The 21,369-nt window shown below is 28.1% G+C and carries 31 protein-coding genes, 1 pseudogene and 1 riboswitch; of the genes and pseudogenes, 16 read left to right on the plus strand and 16 right to left on the minus strand.

What is annotated here, in order from left to right:
- Entirely contained in the window at window positions 1–435 is a 435-nt protein-coding gene (locus HMPREF3241_RS01760) for a DUF1433 domain-containing protein (RefSeq protein WP_002495815.1), read from the minus strand.
- A gap of 39 nt (window positions 436–474) precedes the next feature.
- Between HMPREF3241_RS01760 and HMPREF3241_RS01765 the strand changes: the two genes are divergently transcribed.
- The 4 genes and pseudogenes from HMPREF3241_RS01765 (at window position 475) to HMPREF3241_RS12640 (ending at window position 1,793) form a co-directional block, all read left to right on the plus strand.
- Window positions 475–732 (plus strand): hypothetical protein, encoded by a 258-nt coding sequence (locus HMPREF3241_RS01765; RefSeq protein ID WP_002495814.1) that lies wholly within the window; start codon window positions 475–477, stop codon window positions 730–732.
- 4 nt (window positions 733–736) lie between these two features.
- Window positions 737–1,141 (plus strand): DUF1433 domain-containing protein, encoded by a 405-nt coding sequence (locus HMPREF3241_RS01770; protein ID WP_002495813.1) that lies wholly within the window; start codon window positions 737–739, stop codon window positions 1,139–1,141.
- Window positions 1,137–1,538 carry a DUF1433 domain-containing protein gene (locus HMPREF3241_RS01775; RefSeq protein WP_079994866.1) on the plus strand — a complete coding sequence of 134 codons (402 nt, stop codon included), beginning with the start codon at window positions 1,137–1,139 and terminating at the stop codon, window positions 1,536–1,538. Before HMPREF3241_RS01770 ends, HMPREF3241_RS01775 begins: the two co-directional genes overlap by 5 nt.
- Before the next feature lie 84 nt (window positions 1,539–1,622).
- A pseudogene (locus HMPREF3241_RS12640) lies at window positions 1,623–1,793 on the plus strand (VraH family protein).
- Between the two features lie 258 nt (window positions 1,794–2,051).
- Here the strand turns inward: HMPREF3241_RS12640 and HMPREF3241_RS01780 are convergent.
- Both HMPREF3241_RS01780 and HMPREF3241_RS01785 read right to left on the minus strand, forming a co-directional pair.
- Window positions 2,052–2,285: a hypothetical protein gene (locus HMPREF3241_RS01780; protein WP_002445985.1), complete on the minus strand. Its 234-nt coding sequence runs from the start codon at window positions 2,283–2,285 to the stop codon at window positions 2,052–2,054.
- Between the two features lie 612 nt (window positions 2,286–2,897).
- Window positions 2,898–4,205, minus strand: a complete 1,308-nt coding sequence (locus HMPREF3241_RS01785; protein ID WP_070853397.1) for a TrkH family potassium uptake protein — start codon at window positions 4,203–4,205, stop codon at window positions 2,898–2,900.
- Between the two features lie 224 nt (window positions 4,206–4,429).
- Here HMPREF3241_RS01785 and HMPREF3241_RS01790 point away from each other — a divergent pair, with 224 nt between their 5' ends.
- The gene (locus HMPREF3241_RS01790; protein WP_070853398.1) at window positions 4,430–4,774 is read left to right on the plus strand and encodes a DUF4260 domain-containing protein; all 345 of its coding nucleotides are present in this window, start codon (window positions 4,430–4,432) and stop codon (window positions 4,772–4,774) included.
- 222 nt (window positions 4,775–4,996) lie between these two features.
- Here the strand turns inward: HMPREF3241_RS01790 and HMPREF3241_RS01795 are convergent, their stop codons facing one another.
- Both HMPREF3241_RS01795 and HMPREF3241_RS01800 read right to left on the minus strand, forming a co-directional pair.
- Entirely contained in the window at window positions 4,997–5,413 is a 417-nt protein-coding gene (locus tag HMPREF3241_RS01795; protein ID WP_002474943.1) for a VOC family protein, read from the minus strand.
- A gap of 1,475 nt (window positions 5,414–6,888) precedes the next feature.
- The gene (locus HMPREF3241_RS01800; RefSeq protein ID WP_070853399.1) at window positions 6,889–7,392 is read right to left on the minus strand and encodes a YagU family protein; all 504 of its coding nucleotides are present in this window, start codon (window positions 7,390–7,392) and stop codon (window positions 6,889–6,891) included.
- A gap of 285 nt (window positions 7,393–7,677) precedes the next feature.
- On the opposite strand from HMPREF3241_RS01800, the gene HMPREF3241_RS01805 reads away from it, so the two are divergent.
- Entirely contained in the window at window positions 7,678–8,619 is a 942-nt protein-coding gene (locus tag HMPREF3241_RS01805) for a cation diffusion facilitator family transporter (protein ID WP_002445993.1), read from the plus strand.
- 396 nt (window positions 8,620–9,015) lie between these two features.
- On the opposite strand, the gene HMPREF3241_RS13335 is transcribed toward HMPREF3241_RS01805, so the two are convergent.
- Window positions 9,016–9,090: an epsilon family phenol-soluble modulin gene (locus HMPREF3241_RS13335; RefSeq protein ID WP_095658922.1), complete on the minus strand. Its 75-nt coding sequence runs from the start codon at window positions 9,088–9,090 to the stop codon at window positions 9,016–9,018.
- 896 nt (window positions 9,091–9,986) lie between these two features.
- On the opposite strand from HMPREF3241_RS13335, the gene HMPREF3241_RS01810 reads away from it, so the two are divergent.
- Window positions 9,987–10,187 carry a cold-shock protein gene (locus HMPREF3241_RS01810; protein ID WP_001829681.1) on the plus strand — a complete coding sequence of 67 codons (201 nt, stop codon included), beginning with the start codon at window positions 9,987–9,989 and terminating at the stop codon, window positions 10,185–10,187.
- Window positions 10,188–10,802: 615 nt separating this feature from the next.
- Here the strand turns inward: HMPREF3241_RS01810 and HMPREF3241_RS01815 are convergent.
- The 3 genes from HMPREF3241_RS01815 to HMPREF3241_RS01825 form a co-directional block, all read right to left on the minus strand.
- Window positions 10,803–11,027 (minus strand): hypothetical protein, encoded by a 225-nt coding sequence (locus tag HMPREF3241_RS01815; protein WP_070853400.1) that lies wholly within the window; start codon window positions 11,025–11,027, stop codon window positions 10,803–10,805.
- Window positions 11,028–11,051: 24 nt separating this feature from the next.
- Window positions 11,052–11,336: a hypothetical protein gene (locus HMPREF3241_RS01820; RefSeq protein WP_002497154.1), complete on the minus strand. Its 285-nt coding sequence runs from the start codon at window positions 11,334–11,336 to the stop codon at window positions 11,052–11,054.
- Between the two features lie 98 nt (window positions 11,337–11,434).
- Complete coding sequence (locus HMPREF3241_RS01825) at window positions 11,435–12,181, minus strand: poly-gamma-glutamate hydrolase family protein (RefSeq protein WP_070853401.1); 747 nt, start codon at window positions 12,179–12,181, stop codon at window positions 11,435–11,437.
- A gap of 213 nt (window positions 12,182–12,394) precedes the next feature.
- Between HMPREF3241_RS01825 and HMPREF3241_RS01830 the strand changes: the two genes are divergently transcribed.
- Window positions 12,395–12,628 (plus strand): hypothetical protein, encoded by a 234-nt coding sequence (locus HMPREF3241_RS01830; protein ID WP_002445996.1) that lies wholly within the window; start codon window positions 12,395–12,397, stop codon window positions 12,626–12,628.
- Between the two features lie 58 nt (window positions 12,629–12,686).
- Here the strand turns inward: HMPREF3241_RS01830 and lnsA are convergent, their stop codons facing one another.
- The 3 genes from lnsA to tsaA all read right to left on the minus strand — a co-directional run bounded on the left by lnsA (window position 12,687) and on the right by tsaA (window position 13,901).
- A complete protein-coding gene (gene lnsA / locus HMPREF3241_RS01835) occupies window positions 12,687–13,241 on the minus strand; it encodes a lipoprotein N-acylation protein LnsA (protein WP_070853402.1) in 555 nt (184 codons plus the stop codon).
- A 189-nt stretch (window positions 13,242–13,430) separates the two neighbouring features.
- Window positions 13,431–13,619, minus strand: a complete 189-nt coding sequence (tsaT, locus tag HMPREF3241_RS01840) for a type II toxin-antitoxin system toxin TsaT (protein WP_002445998.1) — start codon at window positions 13,617–13,619, stop codon at window positions 13,431–13,433.
- A gap of 24 nt (window positions 13,620–13,643) precedes the next feature.
- Window positions 13,644–13,901 carry a type II toxin-antitoxin system antitoxin TsaA gene (tsaA, locus tag HMPREF3241_RS13085; protein ID WP_002445999.1) on the minus strand — a complete coding sequence of 86 codons (258 nt, stop codon included), beginning with the start codon at window positions 13,899–13,901 and terminating at the stop codon, window positions 13,644–13,646.
- A gap of 401 nt (window positions 13,902–14,302) precedes the next feature.
- On the opposite strand from tsaA, the gene HMPREF3241_RS01850 reads away from it, so the two are divergent.
- Window positions 14,303–14,506 carry a sterile alpha motif-like domain-containing protein gene (locus tag HMPREF3241_RS01850; protein WP_002446000.1) on the plus strand — a complete coding sequence of 68 codons (204 nt, stop codon included), beginning with the start codon at window positions 14,303–14,305 and terminating at the stop codon, window positions 14,504–14,506.
- Here the strand turns inward: HMPREF3241_RS01850 and HMPREF3241_RS01855 are convergent.
- Window positions 14,498–14,734, minus strand: a complete 237-nt coding sequence (locus tag HMPREF3241_RS01855; RefSeq protein WP_002446001.1) for a hypothetical protein — start codon at window positions 14,732–14,734, stop codon at window positions 14,498–14,500. The genes HMPREF3241_RS01850 and HMPREF3241_RS01855 overlap by 9 nt on opposite strands.
- A 213-nt stretch (window positions 14,735–14,947) precedes the next feature.
- On the opposite strand from HMPREF3241_RS01855, the gene HMPREF3241_RS01860 reads away from it, so the two are divergent.
- Window positions 14,948–15,535, plus strand: a complete 588-nt coding sequence (locus HMPREF3241_RS01860; RefSeq protein WP_002475963.1) for a histidine phosphatase family protein — start codon at window positions 14,948–14,950, stop codon at window positions 15,533–15,535.
- Window positions 15,536–15,805: 270 nt separating this feature from the next.
- On the opposite strand, the gene HMPREF3241_RS01865 is transcribed toward HMPREF3241_RS01860, so the two are convergent.
- Both HMPREF3241_RS01865 and HMPREF3241_RS01870 read right to left on the minus strand, forming a co-directional pair.
- The gene (locus tag HMPREF3241_RS01865; RefSeq protein WP_002446003.1) at window positions 15,806–16,306 is read right to left on the minus strand and encodes a GNAT family N-acetyltransferase; all 501 of its coding nucleotides are present in this window, start codon (window positions 16,304–16,306) and stop codon (window positions 15,806–15,808) included.
- A 405-nt stretch (window positions 16,307–16,711) separates the two neighbouring features.
- Entirely contained in the window at window positions 16,712–17,134 is a 423-nt protein-coding gene (locus HMPREF3241_RS01870; RefSeq protein ID WP_002457221.1) for an organic hydroperoxide resistance protein, read from the minus strand.
- 160 nt (window positions 17,135–17,294) lie between these two features.
- Here HMPREF3241_RS01870 and aroD point away from each other — a divergent pair, with 160 nt between their 5' ends.
- Both aroD and HMPREF3241_RS01880 read left to right on the plus strand, forming a co-directional pair.
- Complete coding sequence (gene aroD, locus HMPREF3241_RS01875) at window positions 17,295–18,011, plus strand: type I 3-dehydroquinate dehydratase (protein WP_002501094.1); 717 nt, start codon at window positions 17,295–17,297, stop codon at window positions 18,009–18,011.
- 80 nt (window positions 18,012–18,091) lie between these two features.
- On the plus strand, window positions 18,092–18,634 hold the full coding sequence (locus HMPREF3241_RS01880; RefSeq protein ID WP_070853403.1) for a nitroreductase family protein: 543 nt from the start codon (window positions 18,092–18,094) through the stop codon (window positions 18,632–18,634).
- A gap of 179 nt (window positions 18,635–18,813) precedes the next feature.
- Here HMPREF3241_RS01880 and HMPREF3241_RS01885 read toward each other — a convergent pair whose 3' ends face one another.
- Window positions 18,814–19,134, minus strand: coding sequence for a thioredoxin family protein (locus HMPREF3241_RS01885; RefSeq protein WP_070853404.1), 321 nt, complete (start codon window positions 19,132–19,134; stop codon window positions 18,814–18,816).
- Between the two features lie 143 nt (window positions 19,135–19,277).
- Between HMPREF3241_RS01885 and HMPREF3241_RS01890 the strand changes: the two genes are divergently transcribed.
- The 4 genes from HMPREF3241_RS01890 to HMPREF3241_RS01905 all read left to right on the plus strand — a co-directional run bounded on the left by HMPREF3241_RS01890 (window position 19,278) and on the right by HMPREF3241_RS01905 (window position 21,120).
- A complete protein-coding gene (locus tag HMPREF3241_RS01890; protein ID WP_002457217.1) occupies window positions 19,278–19,631 on the plus strand; it encodes an arsenate reductase family protein in 354 nt (117 codons plus the stop codon).
- A gap of 173 nt (window positions 19,632–19,804) precedes the next feature.
- Entirely contained in the window at window positions 19,805–20,185 is a 381-nt protein-coding gene (gene gcvH / locus HMPREF3241_RS01895) for a glycine cleavage system protein GcvH (RefSeq protein ID WP_002438979.1), read from the plus strand.
- Between the two features lie 259 nt (window positions 20,186–20,444).
- The gene (locus HMPREF3241_RS01900) at window positions 20,445–20,831 is read left to right on the plus strand and encodes a toprim domain-containing protein (RefSeq protein WP_002457216.1); all 387 of its coding nucleotides are present in this window, start codon (window positions 20,445–20,447) and stop codon (window positions 20,829–20,831) included.
- On the plus strand, window positions 20,824–21,120 hold the full coding sequence (locus tag HMPREF3241_RS01905; protein ID WP_002446011.1) for a thioredoxin family protein: 297 nt from the start codon (window positions 20,824–20,826) through the stop codon (window positions 21,118–21,120). The genes HMPREF3241_RS01900 and HMPREF3241_RS01905 overlap by 8 nt, the downstream gene beginning before the upstream one ends.
- Window positions 21,121–21,177: 57 nt before the next feature.
- Window positions 21,178–21,280: riboswitch (SAM riboswitch) on the plus strand.
- The last annotated feature ends 89 nt before the right edge of the window (window positions 21,281–21,369 follow it).

The following is a 21,369-nucleotide window of genomic DNA, read 5'->3' on the forward strand; positions in this document are numbered from 1 at the left end:
TTAAAAGCCCCAAATTAGAGGTGGGTCTGCTTTATAGTCATTTTCATTCAAGTTTTTTTCTTTGATGATTTGGCTAGGGAACTTCTTGTGAGATCTAGGCGGCTTGTACATAGCGCCAACTTTTTTTGAATAGCCTATTGTATCTTCAAATTGATAATTATCTGCTTTATTAAGAGTTGCAGAAAAATACAAACTTTTATCGTTATTAATATAAACTTCGATTATATAACTTCCCATAGGAGTTTTCCCTGTTTTAGTTAAATCTAGATTTTGATAATTGTTCATATTTTCTTTGAAAAACAAGTCGATTCTTTTCTTTTGAATATGTAAGTACTGTTCACGCTTATTTTTATGCATTATATAGCCCCCTCCAAATATAAGTGATAATATGATAACAATAGAAAAAGTGGTGAACATCATTTTTTTGTTTAACATAAAGCCCTCCATAAACTAATTAATATAAGGATGAGTATAATGCGTATTACAGACAAAACTAGTTTTGATATTGCTAATGAGTCATATAAAAAATATGATATTGGGGATGAAATTACTGTATCAGGGAATGATTTCGAAATCATTGAAAAACGAGACGATACCCAAAATGGTTTAAGATCTTATGCATTTGCACCAGTTGTTAATGGAAAGCCAGACACGAATAATATTGTGATGGGCTACGCTGGTACAGGCCCTCTTAGTATGAAGATTGTATGTTATTTCACTTCAAAGGAATGATTGTTTGAATAAAAAAATAATTTTAATATTTATTATATTAATTAGTATAGTGTTAATTATTGGAGGCGTCTATTTAAAAATAAAGAGTGACAAACAAAAAGAAAAAGAGCAACAATACTATGATGAACAAAAAGAAAGGATAACATTATATATGAAATATAATGTTAAAAATTTCAAAAGTATTGATTTTACAAGTTGCGAAAGAGATCCAATGGGAGGTTACGCAATTAAAGGTTATATTAATAATAATAATAAATTAAGCTTTACTGCGTCTGCTTATTTAGATGAAAAAAATCAATTTGAAGGAGATTACTCAAGTACTGAAGAATTTGATAAAATAATTATTAAAAATCCTAAAACAGTTTCAGAAATAAAAAAAGAAGAGAAAAATAAACAAAATGAAAATTAAAACTAAAACTCTAGTTTTATTAATACTAGTAATTGTAACAATACTTTTAAGCATCTATTTAAAAATGAAGTTTGATGAAAAGAAAGCGGCAGAGGAAAAGTATTACAATCAACAAAAAGGCAGAATAGAACTTTTTATGAAATATAATGTTAAGGGTTATAAGAATACACATTTTACAAAAATTGAAAGAAATACAATGGATGGTTATGATATTAGTGGATATGTAAATAGTGATAAAGATAAATCTTTTACTGCGGGTATAAGATCTACAGAAGATTTTCAGTTTGATGGAGATATAACAAGTTCTAATAATCTTGAAGTATTGTATCATAACAATATAAAGTCCGTTTCAGAAATAAAAAAGGAACAATCTAAAAAGGAAGCGAATAAAAATTGAATGAGGCTGGGAATTATATCCCAGCCTCAAAACATTATCAACCATATATTTTACTTATTAAAATTTTTAAAAAGGAGAATTTATTTGTGTTTAAAGGAAATATGGAAAGTTCTCATAAATTAAAAATGGCAAACTGAAGAAATATATTATTTAATATTATATATATTCTCAGCGAGTATCTTTACCACACCATTGTTTGGTATTTCTTTGGGGGTTTTAGCATACTTATATCTTAATGAAGAAATATTGAAGTAGTTAGCATATATTTCTCATTAAACTTCAAATCGATTTTTTACTGAAAGTGGGAATAATCGTTTTAGATGTTATATTAAAGGTTTTTACATATAATATATCTTAAAAATATAAATGATTAATACTAAACTACTAAAACAGTGTATTAGAAATAATGCCGTTTTTACTATAATTGCTACTTAAAATATAAATTTTTTTACTAAAATTAACAATATCAATTAAATAATAATCTACTGTTGGTTAGTTGTATTCAATTTTAAATTATTCATCATCATCTAAAAAGTTAGTCACATTAATCGTAATTTCTTTAGTATTAGGGTTAATAATTACATCTTCATTATAACCGAGAGATTTAACTTGAACCGTCTCATTATCAATTTTTAATGCTACTTCGACATGTTGATATTCCTGTAATATGAGTAAAGTATCTTCATTGGCTACAACATTTATAGGCCCTTTTCCGTTAATCGTTATTGTCCATTCTCTAAATTTCATTTACATTTCTCCTTTTACATTATAGATATAATCGATTATTCATAAGGAATTTCGATTATTGATAACCACATTAAAGTTATTATGATGGAATAAGTAAAAAGAAATCGTTCATCATGCTCTTTTTTAAATTGAGAAATAAAAATTTCAACAGATTTTTAGCACTTGTCATATTTAATTTTATTTTGACAAGTATATATCAACTACTTTTTAATATTTATCATTATGAAATATGATTGGAAACTTTTGATTTTTTAGTTGTTTTATATAATTACTTTAGCATTACCTTTGTACTTGTTATCTTATCATTCATATATAATAATTTGTCTATATACCTTAAGTGATTCATTTCAATTCATAGGTGTTATAGTATAAATTAAAATACTGACATTTAACAAATGATTTAAAGGAAGACATTTTGAAACAGTAATGAACAATCTAAATATAATAAAAAGAAGCACATTTGTAGGTTTATACTTAACAAATGCGCTTCTATATCCTTTCACAGTTAAAATTTTAGAACTTAAAATCATTTCAATTACGCTTTAAATAACTTAGAAATTATTTACATATTTTTTAACCCTTGAATATTAACTCTACAGTAATTGGAATTCATTATAGGTGAATGTGTCCTTTTGTATATCTATAATTTTTAGGGTCTTTAGGTGGAACAAGCGCTCTACTAATATTCAGTAATCCAATTTTACCACATAACATTACGATAATAATAATAAACTCAGTCCAATTATAATATTCGGAAGTTAAATCCATAGTGAGACCGACTGTACCGAATGCTGATACGACTTCGAAGAGTATTTTGATTAAAGGTATATTGGAATTGATTATGGTAAGTATAAACGTAACGATACCGATAAATGCAATAGAAATGAGAATAGTTACGACAGACAACTGTATGTATCTTTCTGATATTTCTCGATTAAATATAGAGTTATTTTTTTCTTTGCGTATTGTATTAAAAATAGCGATTGTTGCAACAACAAAAGTTGTAACCTTTATACCCCCTGCAGCACTCAATGGTGCACCTCCAATAAACATGAGAGCCATAAGTAATAAAGCTGTCGGTGTTTTAATGTTTCCAACGTCAATTGTGTTAAATCCTGCAGTCCTTGTTGTCACCGATTGGAAAAATGCATTTCCTATTTTTTCAATTAATCCCATGTGTAACATAGAGTTTTGATTTTCTAGTAAAAAGAAGAAAACTGTGCCTATCAAAATTAATAAACCAGTGGTAGTTAACACGAGTTTAGAGTGTAGGGATAATTTTCTAAAACTTTTGGCGTTCCACAAATCAACCACAACTAAATGTCCCAAGCCTCCCAAAATGATAAGTATTGGAATAGTGATAATGATTACCGGATCATTTGAAAAGTCGATTAAGTTGTTTTTAAAAAGGGCGAATCCTGCGTTGTTAAATGCGGAAACTGAAGTGAATAGACTTAAAAATAGACCTTTACCTATACCAAATTTTGGAATAAACGATAAACATAGACTAAGTGTACCAAATAATTCAGTGGCGATGCTGTATATGGCTAGATGTTTAATAAGTTTAATTACACCACCGGGTTCGTCAATATTCCAAGTAATCATAAATAAAATTCTATTGTTAATTGATATTTTCTTATTTAAAAAGATGAGAGTTAGCATTGCTACTGTAACAATACCTAATCCACCAATTTGTATAAGTAATAAGATAATGATTTCTCCAAAAATATTAAATTGTGTTCCGACATCAACGGGTGATAGACCAGTTACTGTGAATGCACTAGAAGCTACAAACAATGCGTCAATAAAGTTAATGGGTTTCTTTCCTGTATAGGGCAAATAGAGTAGAAAAGCACCAATTAAAGTTGTCAACAGAAATAACATAAGATAGAAATATAAAGGTTTATTTACTTTGCTCATAAATTTCCACCATTCTTTATATGAGTTATATAACAAAGATGATAATATCATAAGTGAATTTTAAAGTGTAATAACTTGTTAAAGTTTTTAAATATTTACTATTCACAATGAGCATAAACACGATATCAGCTTTAAAAAGGTGCTTAGCCTAAATAAGTGATCATTTTTAAAATTGTAGTAGTAAGTATTCAATTAAAATACATCAAAATAAAGTGGGGGTTAATATGCGTAGTTTAATTAAGTTGGAAAATGCATTTATATTTATAATCACAATCGCTGTTTATTTTAAATTAGAATTTTCTATATGGCTGTTTTTACTTTTACTATTAGTCCCAGATATTTTTATGTTAGGATATGTGATTAATAGAAAAACAGGTAGTTATGTCTACAATATTGGACATACGTATATCACACCTATAATTATCTCGCTATTATATTTATACATTGATGAAAAGTTACTTTTACAGATTGCTTTAATATGGTTAGCTCATATTAGTATGGATAGAACTATGGGTTTCGGACTTAAATATTCATCAGATACTGATAAAACGATAATACAAAAGATATAATCATAGTTTTCTGAATAGATATTTCAAGTTATACAAGTCATGGTATTAACGATTTAATATAATACAGTAATGGAGAGTGATCATTAAATTTTTTGAATTACTTGATTAAATTAAATTAGAAATGAAGAGTGTGATATTATTATACTTTTAACTTAATTAATGACTGTTCATAAATAAAATCCCCTAAACAATAATTATTGTCTAGGAGATTTAGCTTATAGTTTAAAAAGTTTTTGAAGTATGTTGCATCAAGGTATTAAACTCTTCATTTCTTATGTTACTTTGTGTAAGCGTAATTAAATGATTATCTAAATCTTTAATTGTCATTTCAATAGAATTCCATGGTTTTTCTTCAAGATCTTCCACGATATATTGAGAAGATATTCGTTGTTTTAAAATTCGAATATTTGGTACAAGTATATTTGTATAAACTGCATTACCGACCTCAAACTGCTTGCCAGAAATTAACATTATATCTTGATATTTTGCTAATCGTAAATGTTCCATTAAAACTTGATTTTGTTCATTTTTAAATTTAAAAATACTTTTAAAACCTAAATTCTCTTGATACCACTCTGATGATTTCTCTATGTCGTTAACTAAAATTTTATTAAACATAGGCATACTATATAATTCCATAGTTAATCCTCCTTTATTGGTAAGATCAACTTTAATCTATAACGTAACGTCAATGTCAAGGACGATAAAACAAATGAAGTCGATAGTATCAACGGTTAATTTTAGTCTGATTCTAGGAGGCATTGTTGAAGTATCTTAAGTGATATTTTCAATGCGGTTATTTTAATAAATGTAGTTATGAGCGATCCAAGATGGTTATATCTTTAATCATTGTGAGTTGGTATTAAAGGTAAGACATATATAGTGACTACATTAGTAATAAATAATATCGTATATGTTGAGATGATTAAATAAAAAGAGCTATACATTAAATGATAGATTTTATCCGTCTATACATAAAACGTTGGCCCTTATCTTTCGCTCAATTAAAAAATTTACGCTTGTTGGTAAGTGTAGTTGGTGGAGATAACTATATGCTTAAATAGTGTTTAGATATATAATGAACGAGATATCCCATTAAGCATAATACACCGAGTGATATAAAAACTGCAGAAAAATTTCTGCAATGACTTTTATAAGATAATCCTTGATTTTGTGCTAAAAAGAAACTAAAAATATATAGTCCGATTCCTATTATAAAAAAGCCTATAATTACGTATAACATATAAACCTCTTTCTATTTAGTTGAACTAAATGTAAATTTTTAATTTTTGTAATAATTATTTGCATCTAGAACTTTCTGTGCGTCATGTCCTTCGTAATGACCATTGAGAATTTCGTCACGAATTTGTCTCTTACTAGAAGATAGTCCATTCCTAGTATTATTTCTCCATTCTTGATTTGGTATGTTCATATATTTGTTATTTGGCGTGTACTCAAGTTGTTATTGCAAATTGTTGAAATGGTATTTGAATTTTGATTATATTGAGTATCTTTAGAATTATTACTTTCATCAATAGCTTGTTCTTGAGTTTGAATTGTATTTTGAGAGCTTTTAAGAATCATAAATCACTGTAGTAATGTTCAATGAACTTATTCATTGCAATTCTTATGCTTGAGATGCTTTGTTTTTACTTTGATTTCTCATTTCAATATTTTTTCTGAGCTATATTTGGAGTTTAGACCACTTGCCGTTAAGAATAGTGATATTGATAAGAAAAACAACTAATATTTTAACTTTCATTAGTAATTTCTCCCAATATTAAAGTTATATAACTATTAATTTGAACAGCGAACCGAAAATAACAAACGTATTCCATATTTATTTTTATATAAAATACAGTATACAATGTAAATTTATAACCGACAATATTAGGATTAATTTCTACTGTATTATAGAGAATATAAAATGTTGTCATTAACATATGATTTATCAAAATGATTTAAAAAATAGTATGATTGTTTATTGCTATATGTAATAAGGGGAATTTGAAATCATAAAAGTATCAATACTATATTGTTTATAACGTTAGGAAATAAGAAAGTTCCAAATGAATGCAAAAATGCAATTCTTTTGGAACTTTGTGTCTCATTAATTAATTATTTAATTGAATATTATAGAAATACCTTCTGACCATTTCTATAACCATCATCCAAACAATGTGTCCGAAAAATTCTGATAGGTGTTCTGAAAATGGTTGATCAAAAGCATTCGGTACGACATGCATCATTGGCATTAAGATTAAATGAAAAACGATCCAAATAACTATACCAAATAAAGCACCATAACCTAATGTGATTTTTGTATATTTCTTTGCGATATAAATATAGATGATTGCAATAGCGATAGAAAAACTATAGTGTACGATAAAACTTATCCAAGGTAATGCATGCTCAGAAAAATTGTATGTGAGATGGGTTATATCTGACGGTATTCCTAGTAATTGTAAGAGTTGTTGAGGTGGGTTAGTGGCATCTCTGCTAGGTGTTCGGGGTGGGAACATTACCTCCCAACCTAGTTTGACTACACCAGATAAAAGTCCTGCTATTATGCCAGCTATTAGTAGTTTAAACCTACTCTGGTTTTTTTGATGATTCATTTTGCATGTCTCCTTATGTTCCTCATTTATATTTAAACACCATTAGCGTTGTTAAAAAGAGAAAATTTAATATAATTCAACCTAATTATATTACTATTATGTCCTTTAAATGTTTAAATAATATGAACTTTAATTTACAGGAAATGTTAGTTTTATAACATATTAAAAAATTGAGTTATAAAAAGTTAGAGAAGTTACAAACGAATACTCATTTAAGTTATTTAAATGAGATTAAGGGTATAATAACTTTAAAATTAAACAGATGTAAAAAGATGGAGGAAAAACATGGAAAATAAACCTGATTATTTTCACCACATTGAACATAGAAAGTTTCAAAGTAGCTCAAAAATTACATTATGGTTATCTTTAGTTATTACTATGATATTCACTGTAGTTGAGTTTGTAGGAGGTATTGTGTCGAATTCACTAGCGTTACTCTCTGACTCATTTCACATGCTAAGTGATGTTCTAGCATTAGGTTTATCAATGGTAGCGATTTATTTCTCGAGCAAGCCGCCTACAAAGAACTATACATATGGTTTTTTACGCTTGGAAATTATCGTAGCTTTTCTCAATGGCTTAGCACTTATTGTTATTTCACTAGGAATTATGTATGAGGGTATCATGAGAATTATACACCCTAGACCTGTTGAAAGTGGCATTATGATTCTAATTGCGTTTATTGGTTTAATTGCCAATATCGTATTGACCATCATTTTAATGATTTCTCTAAAGAAAGAGAATAATATTAATATTCAAAGTGCATTATGGCATTTCATTGGTGATTTATTAAATTCTTTAGGTATTATTGTGGCGTTTGTGTTGATTCATTTTACTGGATGGAACATTGTTGACCCAATTATTAGTATTCTCATTTCATTGATTATTTTAAGAGGAGGATACAAAATTATTAAAAATGCTTCAAAAGTTCTGATGGAGCGTGTGCCGGATCGATATGATACAGATGAAATTATGGGAGCAATGAAAGATGTTGAAGGCGTGATAGATATTCATGAATTCCATTTATGGAGTGTTACAACGAATCAAAGTTCTTTAAGTGCACATGTTGTACTAAGTGATGACTACATTAAATCGCCTTATGCTACAATAAATAAAGTTTCGGATTTGTTAAAAACACAATACGGTTTAGAACATGTAACACTTCAAATTGAAAATATAAACCTCAATCATTTAGATGAGGATTATTTCAAACAACTTCAAGAATAGGGGAGTAGTATTTTACTGATTAAGAGTTTTTTTGCATAAATAATGTGTATGAAAAAGTTACTTACACTCTAGTTATATAACTTTATCTTAATGAATTAAAAGGACTCCCAAATAAAGTTTGATGAGGATTATTTTATAGCCATTGGATACTAAATTTTATTATTCAAGTTTTATCTTTATGTCTTTTTGTGATGAAACTTGATAACGTTTGTAGAAATATTTTCACTAATTCTATTAATAATTCTGCCGTTATGACTATAGTTCTACTTCATTTTTCAGTGTGCTTTTTTGAAGTTGAATTTTGAATAGTATTGATTGAGCTATGTTCAGCGTCAGACAATCATTAACGTAAAAAACCCCTCTAACAGGAGGGGCGGAGTAGAGAATAGTTTAATATTATTCGTTTTCGTTATTACCGAATAAACCTTTGATGAAAGAGATAACTTTTTTAACTAAGTTAATGATGAACATGTAACTCACCTCCTATGTATTTGTTAACTAAATTATAGTATTGAACTAAAGTAATTGGGTTTCTAGTTCTAAAGTAATCAAAAAATATTCTTAAGTGTAAAATAATTTCAAAAACAAAATAACTTTGAATTCTTTTCTGTTTCTAAAAATATGATATAATTTATGTATTTTATAATTATTATATGTTTGGTAAGGATTAATGTTTTAAAAGTAGGGAAAGAAAAAATTCTTGAAGAATTGTATTTCTTTCCCTAACTTTTTAACATGTAGAACATTCAAGTAAAATTCTATACGTTATGTCCTAACAGTTGAAAATGATTGATATAAATGTGTTTGTAATGTAGTCGTGTGAGATAAAATGCCTAAAGGTTTAATTATTAATTGTTCTCTTAAAGGCTTTGATTATTTTTCATCGGTTTTAAAAACATCTTTAAAAAATTGAACACCTTTATTTAATAAATCAAAAATAAACATGAAGTACACCTCCAATTCAATTGATTACAGTTACATCGTATTTGATTTATTTGATTAAAAGTTTAAGTTTGCGTAAATAGTAATATTAATTGCCACGCTGTTAAAAAAATAAATGTAAGAAAATAATATAGTTCTTAATCGTTAAATGTATTTATGATTTTATGAAAAGCTCATTTTGATTCTGAGTTTTAATAAACTATTAATCTGTACAATACCTTATTTATATAGCTTTTGACATTATTGAGAGTTCTAAAATTTATAAAATATAGAAAATCCTTTACTTTTCCAAAAATAAGCGTATAGTAGTGATTAAGTAATAAAGTACGTGAAGTTGATTGTGGAATTATTTTTATAGAATATTCTCTTTTAATTAATGGATTTGTTACAAATATTTAGTGCAAAAGCACGTGGAGGTATTCTATATGAATAACGGTACAGTTAAATGGTTTAATGCAGAAAAAGGGTTTGGTTTCATCGAAAGAGAAAATGGCGGAGATGTATTCGTGCATTTCTCAGCAATCGTTGAGGATGGTTATAAATCTTTAGAAGAAGGCCAAAGCGTTGAATTCGATATTGTCGAAGGAGAACGTGGAGAACAAGCTGCAAACGTTGTTAAGATGTAATAATATATCTTTACTAAGTCTAGGACAGAAATAACTGTCTTAGGCTTTTTTTGTTGATAATTAAATTAATATTCAGTCCTTTAGTCAGATCTTCAACTGGTAGTTCGAATATCAATTTGTTATGTCTATAAAACATCTCTATTAAAATTCTCTATATAGCTTTCCACGTTGCATTTTATAGAATTTCTTGTGTGTAATTCTTTTTTTATTGTTGATTTATACTTATTAATATACTTTTTTTGGTTTTGTTTTAGAGCAAGTTTATCTATGATGATGATTGATGTATACCATAAGATTATAAAATTAAATAAAAGATAGCAATGAAAAGTGTAGTTGTTTTATAACGATTACTATATTTTAAATGTTAATTCTATTATATTTGTAGTAAAAACCTTTTTGAAATAAAAAAACGCCAATGCAGTTACTTTAATAATGACGAAAATTAAAGTCTGCACGGCGATAACAAGAAGTAATGTTAAACACTCACAGAGTGTAACATGTATAGGTTATCACAAAAATATATTTATATCTAACTAAATTGCTCTAAAGTGATGTGCTTTTTAAAAATCTTCTAAATAATAATTGAAACAATTATAAATTAAATAGTTACTTACTTTAAATTGACTGTGACGATCGATCAAACACACTAATCTCTTTCTCATGTATAGAAACAACAAGGGTGTGGTCATAAATTTGGATGTAATCTGTATTTAAGGCATTAAATTCAGCAAGTATTTTAAAAGAACCATTTCGTAATGGTTCTATAATCGAAATATCATTATGATTGTTTTGAATAATCAATTGTCGTTTGGAGTGATTGTTAATTGTCCAATCTTTCATATTCATCACCTTACTTGTAATTTTTTAACCAAAGCTACGCTCAATTTCTGTAAAAGCTTTTGTTGTAACCTGAATATTATATATTTTGTTATCTTCAATCTCGCCATTTAAGTAACCTTCATTTATTAAGACTTTACAGTTATGAATGAAATCTTCATATTTTCTATCACAAAAATAATCATCTTGTGCCGTTACAGAATCTTTAAAATGATTAGCTTCTTCTTCTGGTTGCCCCGCATTAGATCTTTCCATATATAATTTATAAAATTTAGCTATTGTATATTTTTGTTCTTTTGTAAGGTTTTCCATCAAAATCTGCCTCCGACTATATTAAATAAATATTATTCCACTTATTAGATTTTAAGTAAGTGCAATTTTTTTAAGCATTACAATATTTATTTTAAAATTTAATTTACCTTTTCGACACCTTTTTGCACTGCGTTCGCAAATTTGTAAAAATCTTTAGTATATTTATCTGAATCACTACGTGTATGTCGATCTAATTTATAATGTTTGAAAAACTGTTTTCGCAATGCAGTCGTGAGTTCTAATTGGACACCTGAATTAGATTCATTTTTATTAGCTATATTATCTGATGACTTTGCATCGATTCTGTTAGGACTTTCTTTTACAGTAAAGTCTTTTTTACGTAATTCTTTTGCGATAGAGTGAGACATCTCTTTATCTTTACCTCCGATATAAACAATAGGGTCATCTCCAGAGAATCCATGTATAGATAATGTTTCTTTAGTGTTTTTAAGTAACTTATCTAATATAGGTTCGTTAAAATGAGTGGATGTTACATGTAGTTGATCGTTATTAGATTTTCGAAGACCTTCAAAGGTATAAAAATTATATTTTCCAACATTGGAAATACGTCGTGCAATTTCAGTCGTACCTGGTTCGATACCTCCACCGTGAATTGCAGTGACTAAAATATCCTTATTTTTACGATGTTTTGTTTTAATACGCCAATCTTTATTTTTTATCGTATCTTTTTTTAATTCAGTAAAATCTGCGTATCTATCCGTAGAATGAGAACGGTTTGTCTTTAAAGTATTAAAAAGTATTACAACAACAACACAAATTGCGATAATAACGACTGTCAAAATAATATAATATAATCTCGAATGCTGATTGTCTTTGTTTCTCATAGTAACTCCTTTTTTATATAAACAATAAATATTCTTAAATATTTAATAAGGTTATAAATTTAATTCCATTTAATTATTATATACTAACTTTTTACTATATATTTTCTATACCCATTTTGAATAGATACTAATTAATAAAATAAAAGAATTCAAAATCTTCACATTGTTTTAACAATAATGTGGTAATTTATAGTAAAGGGATGTGATGGTGTGATGAATAAAAATCTATTAAAAAAATACTTGAATGATGATAGTTTCAAAGCAGTTGTCGTTGTTATTGGGAATAAGAGAATTGTATTAGAGAATGATATTCATGTTGATTATGAAAACGAAGTTATTATTTATCCATGTAAAAATTGTACACGTATTATACCGTTTAGTTCAATTTCCTATTTAGAACTTATTGATAAGCAAGACCAATTTATTAACTTTTTTAAAGAAGGATGACTATAAATCCCAATGGTAATGTGAAAAACGGAATAAGTTCACGTTACCATCGGGATTTTTAATATGTTTTTACTAATTTTAATTTATATTCATCTGTAAAATTATCTGTTAGCGCATAGGGTGAAATAATATATAAACCGTGATCACTTACGGAATTTTTGTCTACCCCGTATTTATATGCTTGATATATAATTTTAGTGCAATATGTAAATGTTTTGCTTTTTAAGTTGAGTGTAACAAGATATTCGCTATCACTGTTCTCATAATGATTCTTTGCCCATTGAGCTGCTTTTGATCCAGCGTTAGGGTGTGAACATCGATAGACTTTTATCCATTCATTTTTACCTTTTCCATATCTGTCACGATAAGATTCAAAATCTTCCGTTAATGGTTTATCCCCGGGGCCTTCAATTTGAAGTACAGTGTCATGATTAATTGCCAAACTACAGTGACCAAAAAAACCATTTAAAACAGGACCTTTTGTAATAATAATATCACCTGGTTTTAGCTGAAAACTTTTATTATCATTTGCAAAACTTTGGTTGGTAAATAACATGAGGCTAAAAATAAAAAATATAAATGATAAGTATATGCTTTTAGATGTTAATTTCATATATTTATAGAAGCTCCTTAAATGTTTCATAAAGCTAGTTACAAAAATAATTGATTTACATCAAATATAATTTAGTAAATCATAATCACGCTATTAAAAAGCATCTCAAAAAGAATACATTGTTTATCTTTTTGAGATGCATAATATAGTATAATGCCTTTTCACTAGAAGTGATTCTATTTCTACATATTATAAAATTCCGAATATAAAAGTATAAATTAAGATGGCAAAACCAAAGATTAAGAAAATTACAGTAAAACCTAGATAAGATTCTTTTCGTTCTTCTCTTTTAGTTTTAAGCATTGTTACCAATAATATCGTTCCTGCGATGATAAATAAGATAGAAAGCCACAGCAAAATTTGGAAATGTAAGCTCATTGATACCCCTCCCTAATCAAAAATTTAGACAAATTCATAAAAAATCGGATAAATATAATATAGTGCTAAGATAATGTTGATAAAAAATAATATTTCACTGAATAAATCACTATAGATAATTACTAAGGTCAAGCTTGAAAAAAGAGCAAAGCCACAAATTGCTAAACCAGGTATTAACCATAACTTATAATCAATATTTGCGTTATAGGTTATGAGAATGTTAAATGTAAAAAATAAAATGGTGAATATCAAGTTGAATACATTTGCTTTGTTTAATTTCATAGGTGTTACACCTCATTAGATACTGCTTGATAGAACTAAGTTATTTATATACTATAATATCATTTATTTCATACAGGTAAATATATTACCTTTAATAAAAAATATTTTATTTGAGACATACACATTATCGACGTTCTTATGGTGAAAAAATTAGTAATACTTTATAATATATATGAATCGATATAATGTTATAGTTGTTTTTAAACCTTTAACAATTGTAATTTCATCACAAGAGACATAATAAATGAAAATTATCATTATTAACAAAAAAGTTTATGTAAATAGTGCAAAAAAGAACTTTTTGCACATAAAAACTCGAGTAATTTGGTATGATTAATAGGTGAAAGTATATAAGTAGGTAACTTAAGTGTTTTAACACTTTAAAAAGGGGCTGAAATCAAATGTCTTTTTATGATTTTATTTTAGGATTTATCAATGACGATACACCACTAGGCCATTTAGCACAATACATTTTAAATGATGCTGGTTTCCCAAAGGAAGAGAAAAACAATAATTCTATAAGAACTTATGTGCTTCTTAATTATAATGATCGTCAGTTAATCGAAAGTACAAATCGTGCAATTAGTTTATATCAATTAATTTGAATAATACCAGTTATGGGTCTTAAGCGCATTCCAAACATCTTTAGTTTTAAAGTTTATTTCATTATTACGAACACAAAACGGCTCGATAACATTTTGATCTAACCAAGTATTAATTAATTCTTTAGGTACACCATCAAGTAGCATATCTGTTTTGCTTATAATTAAACATTCCCAATCTAAAGAAATTGAATTAGGATTGACATAGTTACATTGACTATGAGCAGACATTATTAATCCTCCTTTATTACATGTAAATCTAATGTTAAGTTATACCCTAAACAAATTTTATTAAACAATCAGCTTTTAAATTGTAAGATTTCTAACTTTTTAAATCATTGGTTTACTTTGTAATTTGGCAGTGATTAAATAAAAGTGTCATAAAAAATGATCGGTGTATAATTTGGTGAATATATTAAATAATGATTGTAGAGGTGTTTACAGTTGGTTAAAACATTATATCTAATGAGACATGGTCAAACAGTATTTAACTTAAAAGGTAAAATACAAGGGGCTAGTGACTCACCTTTGACTGCTTTAGGTGTACAACAAGCGAATGCAGCACAACAATATTTTAAAACGAAAAATATTCATTTTGACTATCTTTATTCATCACCACAACAAAGAGCACGTGACACGTTAGAGAACACTGTGCCAAACCAACAATATTGGTGTGTAAAAGATCTTAAAGAGTGGGGATTTGGATTATTTGAAGGGGAAAGTATCGAGTTATTAAGAGCTATTAAACAACCTAAATATTTGTATGGTGATGCTGTTGTACCATTTGAAGGAGAATCAAGATCTGAAGTTGAACAAAGGGTTAATCGAGCACTCTATGAAATGATGAATACAACAGATGGAGAGACGATTCTAGCAGTGAGTCATGGTAGCACAATTGGTTTATTTGTAAGAAATATATTAGGGTATGATAGGGGAAGTAAATTTGAAATAGGAAATTGTAACATTGTAAAATTTGAATACGATGGAGAAGAATTTATATTTAAAGATATAATTAATCCCATTAAAAAATAGTTTACTTACAAGATAGTTTTAATAATATGCGTACGTTAATTGTTCAATAACTACAGAAAAATTAACATAGCCTCAAATGATTTGTGTAATTTCATTGGAGGCTAAATTTTTAAACTTTTTGTATATGGGAATCACTTAAATAATATATGTTTTGAGTTACTGATTTTTGAAGTAGTCATTTTAAATATCCATATAAACTCATCATCAAAAAGTACTATTTCCATGTATGGACTTAATAATGAAAATGTTTAAAAGGTAAATATAAGTATTTTATTCTGATGACTCAGTTGTTGAATAAATGAGCCAATTTTCGTCAAAATATTCATCGCCAATTTTGCTAGCGTTTTTTTCAAAAGCAAGATTTTCGAAACCTATAGAACTAAAAAACACTTTAGCACTTATATTATTTGATGCAATAGCAATCATCAATGTTTCAATGTTATGTTCTTTAGCGTATTGAATAATATGATTAATTAATTCTCGGTTAACAATTTCATCATTATTTTTAACAAAATTATTTTCAAGAATAGCTTTGTGGCATTTACCTACATAATTCATTTGTTTTAAAGTACATGTTGCAACAAGTTCATCATCTTCAAAAGCACCAAATATATTCCAATAATCAGTATGATTAGACAGGATAGTTTTGAGTCTATCAATGCCAACATTTTCTAAATAGTAACGATCCCATTCATAGTTATGGTGACCAAATTTCATTAATTCAATATAGGAATCCAAATCGTTTTGATTCAATAAACGGATATTGTTCATGGTGACCTCCCATTAAAAGAAATAACATAAATAAAAAATGATTTTTGAAATTAAGACTTATTAAATACATAATAAAAGAATTATTAAAAATACGCAATAATCGTTTTGTTACCATAAAAAACATTATTGACAATATATTTAAAAATCGTTTTTAAAATTCATTTTATATTTTTGGTAATTGAGAAATGATAACTTTGAAATGAATTTATCACATTTTATTTTATCAATATTTTGAAAAAACGAAAGGTATATTTTGAATCTTTACAAAAAATTATTGAAAAGTATGTTATAAATACTAATTAAACAAGCAAGATTGATAACATAAGAAATTTAAAAAGTAATAAAAAACACCCACAATTTGATAGCACAAATTGTGGGTGAAGAATATAATTAATCGATAAAATATTATTCTACTACTTCAACATTTAAGTTTACATCGATATTGCCACGTGTAGCTTTAGAATACGGACAAAAGTCGTGCGCATCTTGTAAATATTTTTCGGCATCTTCTTGTGATAAAACATTTTTAACTTTTGCATGAATATCAACGCTAAGTTTTGGGCTTTCAGCATCTGGATCATCTTCCAAGCGTACTGTTAACGTTACTTCAGGTTCAGCATCGCGCACTTTATTTTGTTTTAAAATTAAATCAAATGCACCATTAAAGCATGAAGCGTAACCTGCAGCAAATAATTGTTCTGGATTAGTCGCTTTACCATCAGCTTGTTGTGGTGGTAATACATCTACATTTATTGCGTTATCGTCAGTATGGACATGACCTTTACGTCCACCTACGTTAGTTGCTTTAGTTTCATATTGAACTGCCATCATTATTACCTCCTCAAAATGTATGTATTTTATTGATACCCAACAGTAGGTGAACTTAATCATTCATTTGAAATTTTAATAATAAGTTTAGAGATATTTGTATGAATGAAAGAAAATCATATAAAATAAAATTACTATAGTGTACGAAATGAGGGATAGAATGACCCATGTAGATATCGCGGCGACAATTGCACCAGAAGAAAAGCTTTCTAAAACTTTACTCAATGATATAAAAATAAACGAGAAATCAATAGATATCGTTGAATTGCGCATTGACCAATGGCCATCCTTTAATAATGCATTATTAAAGGAAGTGATTAAGCAATTAAAAATATTCCATTTGAAAATATTAGTAACATATAGAACTTCAATTCAAGGGGGGAAAGGAGCTGTAAATGAGCAAGAGTATTTAAATATATTAGGTGAATTAATTGAGTGCCCACAATTTGATATGATTGATATTGAGTGGAGTAGTGCCATCAATATTGAAAAATATATGCTTCTTGTTCAACGTGCACAACAAAAAGGGCTCGAAGTTGTTCTTTCGCATCATAATTTTCAAGAAACACCGGCTTTAGATGAACTTAAATTTATTTACTTTAAAATGCAAAAGCTCAATCCTGATTATTTAAAGCTTGCGGTTATGCCTAAAAGTCAAGAGGACGTGTTACATTTATTAGAAGCCATGTCACTGACAGCGAAGCACACATCATGCCGAATTGTCGGTATATCGATGTCTAGTTTGGGTAAAGTCAGCCGAATTGCTCAAGGCGTATTTGGTGGAACGCTGTCTTATGGTTGCATAGAAGAACCACAAGCACCGGGACAGATACATGTCTCTAAGTTAAAATCCTTGGTTTCATTTTATGAGGATTAACTTGTAAGTTTGAATTCAATAACAATGTATCTTATAATTGATAATGGTTATCATGTATAAAATAAAGGGAGCGAAATACATTGGAATTACAAGAAGCTATATCTAATCGTAGAAGCGTCAAAAAATTTAAACACGATATGGTGGTTGATGATCAAACGGTTTACGATGCAATATATAAAGCTGCTGACGCTCCAAATCATGGTATGAGAGAACCATGGAGATTGGTTCATATTTCAAAAGATAAACTCGGTGATTTTAGTAGGGATATCACAAGATTTGCTTTTCCAGATAGTCCTGAAAAGCGAGAGGATCACTTTTATGCAGTAACAAATTTGGGTGGCATGTTGTTGTTGATTTTAAAAGATGATCCAAGACAACGTCAAAGTCGTGAAAATTATTTTGCATTTGGAGCGTTTGCTCAAAATTTAATGTTACTTTTATACGAAGCGGGTATTGGTACTTGTTGGAAGTCGCCACAATATATCTTTGATCCTAAAATACGAAAAGTCTTAGGTGTAAAAGATAATGAAATATTAGCAGGATTTTTGTATCTTACTGATTTAGAAGAAGTACCAACTAAGGCTAAACGTAAAAATAAAAATCTTATTACCGAATTTGAATAAATCATCCGTGATATTGAGCGTGTATTAAAAATAGGTGAGATGTAATTTGTGTTTATTGTTTCACCGTGACAACGAGTAACAGAGTTGGAAACAGAAGTATTTACTTTAGTTACTTACGAATAATACAAGAAAAACCTGAGACGTTTGATAATGTCTCAGGTTTTTTTGGTTAAATATTATTAATCTAAATGTTCAGATAAGAATGATTCAACTTGTTCAGGTGATTTAGCATTTGCTGAATGCAAGTGTGCTAATTTTTCACCATTTTGGAATATTAAAATACTTGGGATACCCATAACATCATTTTCAGTTGTCACATCTTCTAATTCATCACGATCGACCACATACCATTGATAATTATTATATTTTTCAACAATTGGATCTATCCACATATCCATCGCTTTACAATCTGGACACCAGTCGGCTTCAAACTTGATAATTACAGGATCAGTACTACCAATAGTAGAATTAAATTCTTCAGTTTGATGAATATTTTTCATCACTATCTACTCCTTTTTGTAATTTGGTAAACTTATTATAACGAATGACTGCACATTAACAAAAATATTAGCTTGAAAATTAAAGCGTTCAATTAAATATCATGATATATTTAAGTTAATAGAGAGAAGGAGGTAAAAGGTAATTGATTAAATTTTATCAGTATCCCAAATGCACAACGTGCAAAAAAGCTGCAAAGTTTTTAGATGAGCACGATGTGAATTATGAATCCATTGATATTGTTCAACATACACCGACTAAAAAAGAATTCAAAGATATCGTAGATAAAACGGGTGTGAATATTAATAAGTTGTTTAATACACATGGTATCAAATATCGCGAATTAAATTTAAAAGAGAAACTTAAAAATATGTCTGATGATGAAAAACTAGAACTACTTGCTTCAGATGGAATGTTGGTTAAACGTCCATTAGCTATCTCTGGTAACCATTTGACTTTAGGATTTAAAGAAAATGAGTATCAACACCAATGGTTATAGGTGTGATATTAAATTAGAGAAAGTGAACATTAATAAAAAAATATAAATTAAAATGGTGTTTTGTATATTTAAAAACGAATTTTAATTCATTTATTCTTTGTAATAATAGTTGAATGAATAATATGTGTGTGGCATCATTAAATTGTAATTAAATTAATCAGGAGGGGATTTTCGTGGCAGTACCGAGCGAATTTAAATATTCTAAAGAGCATGAGTGGGTTAAAATTGAAAATAATGTAGCAACAATTGGTATTACAGAATACGCACAAAACGAATTAGGTGATATCGTATTTGTTGAGCTACCTGAAACTGACGATGAATTAAATGAAGGTGACACATTCGGTAGTGTTGAATCAGTAAAAACAGTATCAGAGTTGTATGCGCCAATTTCTGGGAAAATTGTTGAAGTTAATGAAGAATTGGAAGATAGCCCAGAATTTGTAAATGAATCACCATACGAAAAAGCATGGATGGTTAAAATTGAAATTAGTGACGATAGTCAATTAGAAGAATTATTATCAGCAGATCAATACTCAGAAATGATTGGTGAATAATGATTACAAACTCCTCGATTAGATTTAATCAAGGAGTTTTTTTAGAAGGAATAACTTTAATCAGAAACGTAAGCCAAGGTTCATGCATGAGTGACACTAGCAATTGAAAATTGTAGTGAAAAAGAGGAACGCCTGAGCAAAGCTCATGCATAAGTGACACTAGCAATTGAAAATTGCAGTGTCACTAAATGTTTAGGTTTTGGGGATTTTGTGAATGATGATAGTGACAGTTACTTTGACGCTTAGAAGGTGGATTGACATGGCTATTGTAAATAAGGTTATTATTGTCGAAGGTAAATCGGATAAGAAGAGAGTACAACAAGTGATCGCTGAACCTGTAAACATCATTTGTACACATGGCACTATGAGTATAGATAAGATAGACAACATGATAGAAACACTTTATGACAAACAAGTTTATGTTCTTGCCGATTCTGATGATGAGGGTGAAAAAATTAGAAAATGGTTTAAACGTTATTTAAGCGAAAGTGAACATATTTATGTTGATAAAACGTTTTGTGAAGTTGCTAAGTGCCCCAAAAATTATTTAGCACATGTATTAAGTAGATATGGTTTTAATGTAAAAAAAGAAAAGAAACTTATGAATAATTTAAAAACTGAAAGGCTAGTTTTAGTAAATGAATAAATTGAAGGATATTGAAGACATAACTGTTAATTTTAATAAAGATAAACATCTTATATTTGGTTATACACCAATGTGTGGAACATGTAAGATTTCTGAAAGGATGTTGGATATTGCTAATGAAATCTTACAATTGCCAATAAAAAAAATAGATCTTAATTTTTATCCTGAATGGAGTAAAGAGAAACAAATTATGTCTGTTCCTGTATTGTTGCTTATGCGTAGAGATGAAGAGATAAAAAGAATCTATGCATTTCAGTCAGTTACTTATTTGTTAGAAAATTTAAAATAATTATTGACGAAACATTAGTACGATGGTAGGATTAATACAAATTAAATAATGCTTTAACTCTTATCGAGAGAGGTGGAGGGATGTGCCCTAAGAAGCCCGGCAACCGTCTAAAATAGAAATGGTGCCAATTCACATAAAGTATAACTTTAGAAGATGAGAGAAAGAACATTTCAACAAATGCTTTCTCAAATTTTCTAAAAATTGAGAAAGCATTTTTAATTTGATTACTAAGCAACATAAGGAGGCTAT

It is taken from the genome of Staphylococcus sp. HMSC34G04, from assembly GCF_001838765.1.
In the GTDB taxonomy this organism is placed as follows: domain Bacteria; phylum Bacillota; class Bacilli; order Staphylococcales; family Staphylococcaceae; genus Staphylococcus; species Staphylococcus epidermidis.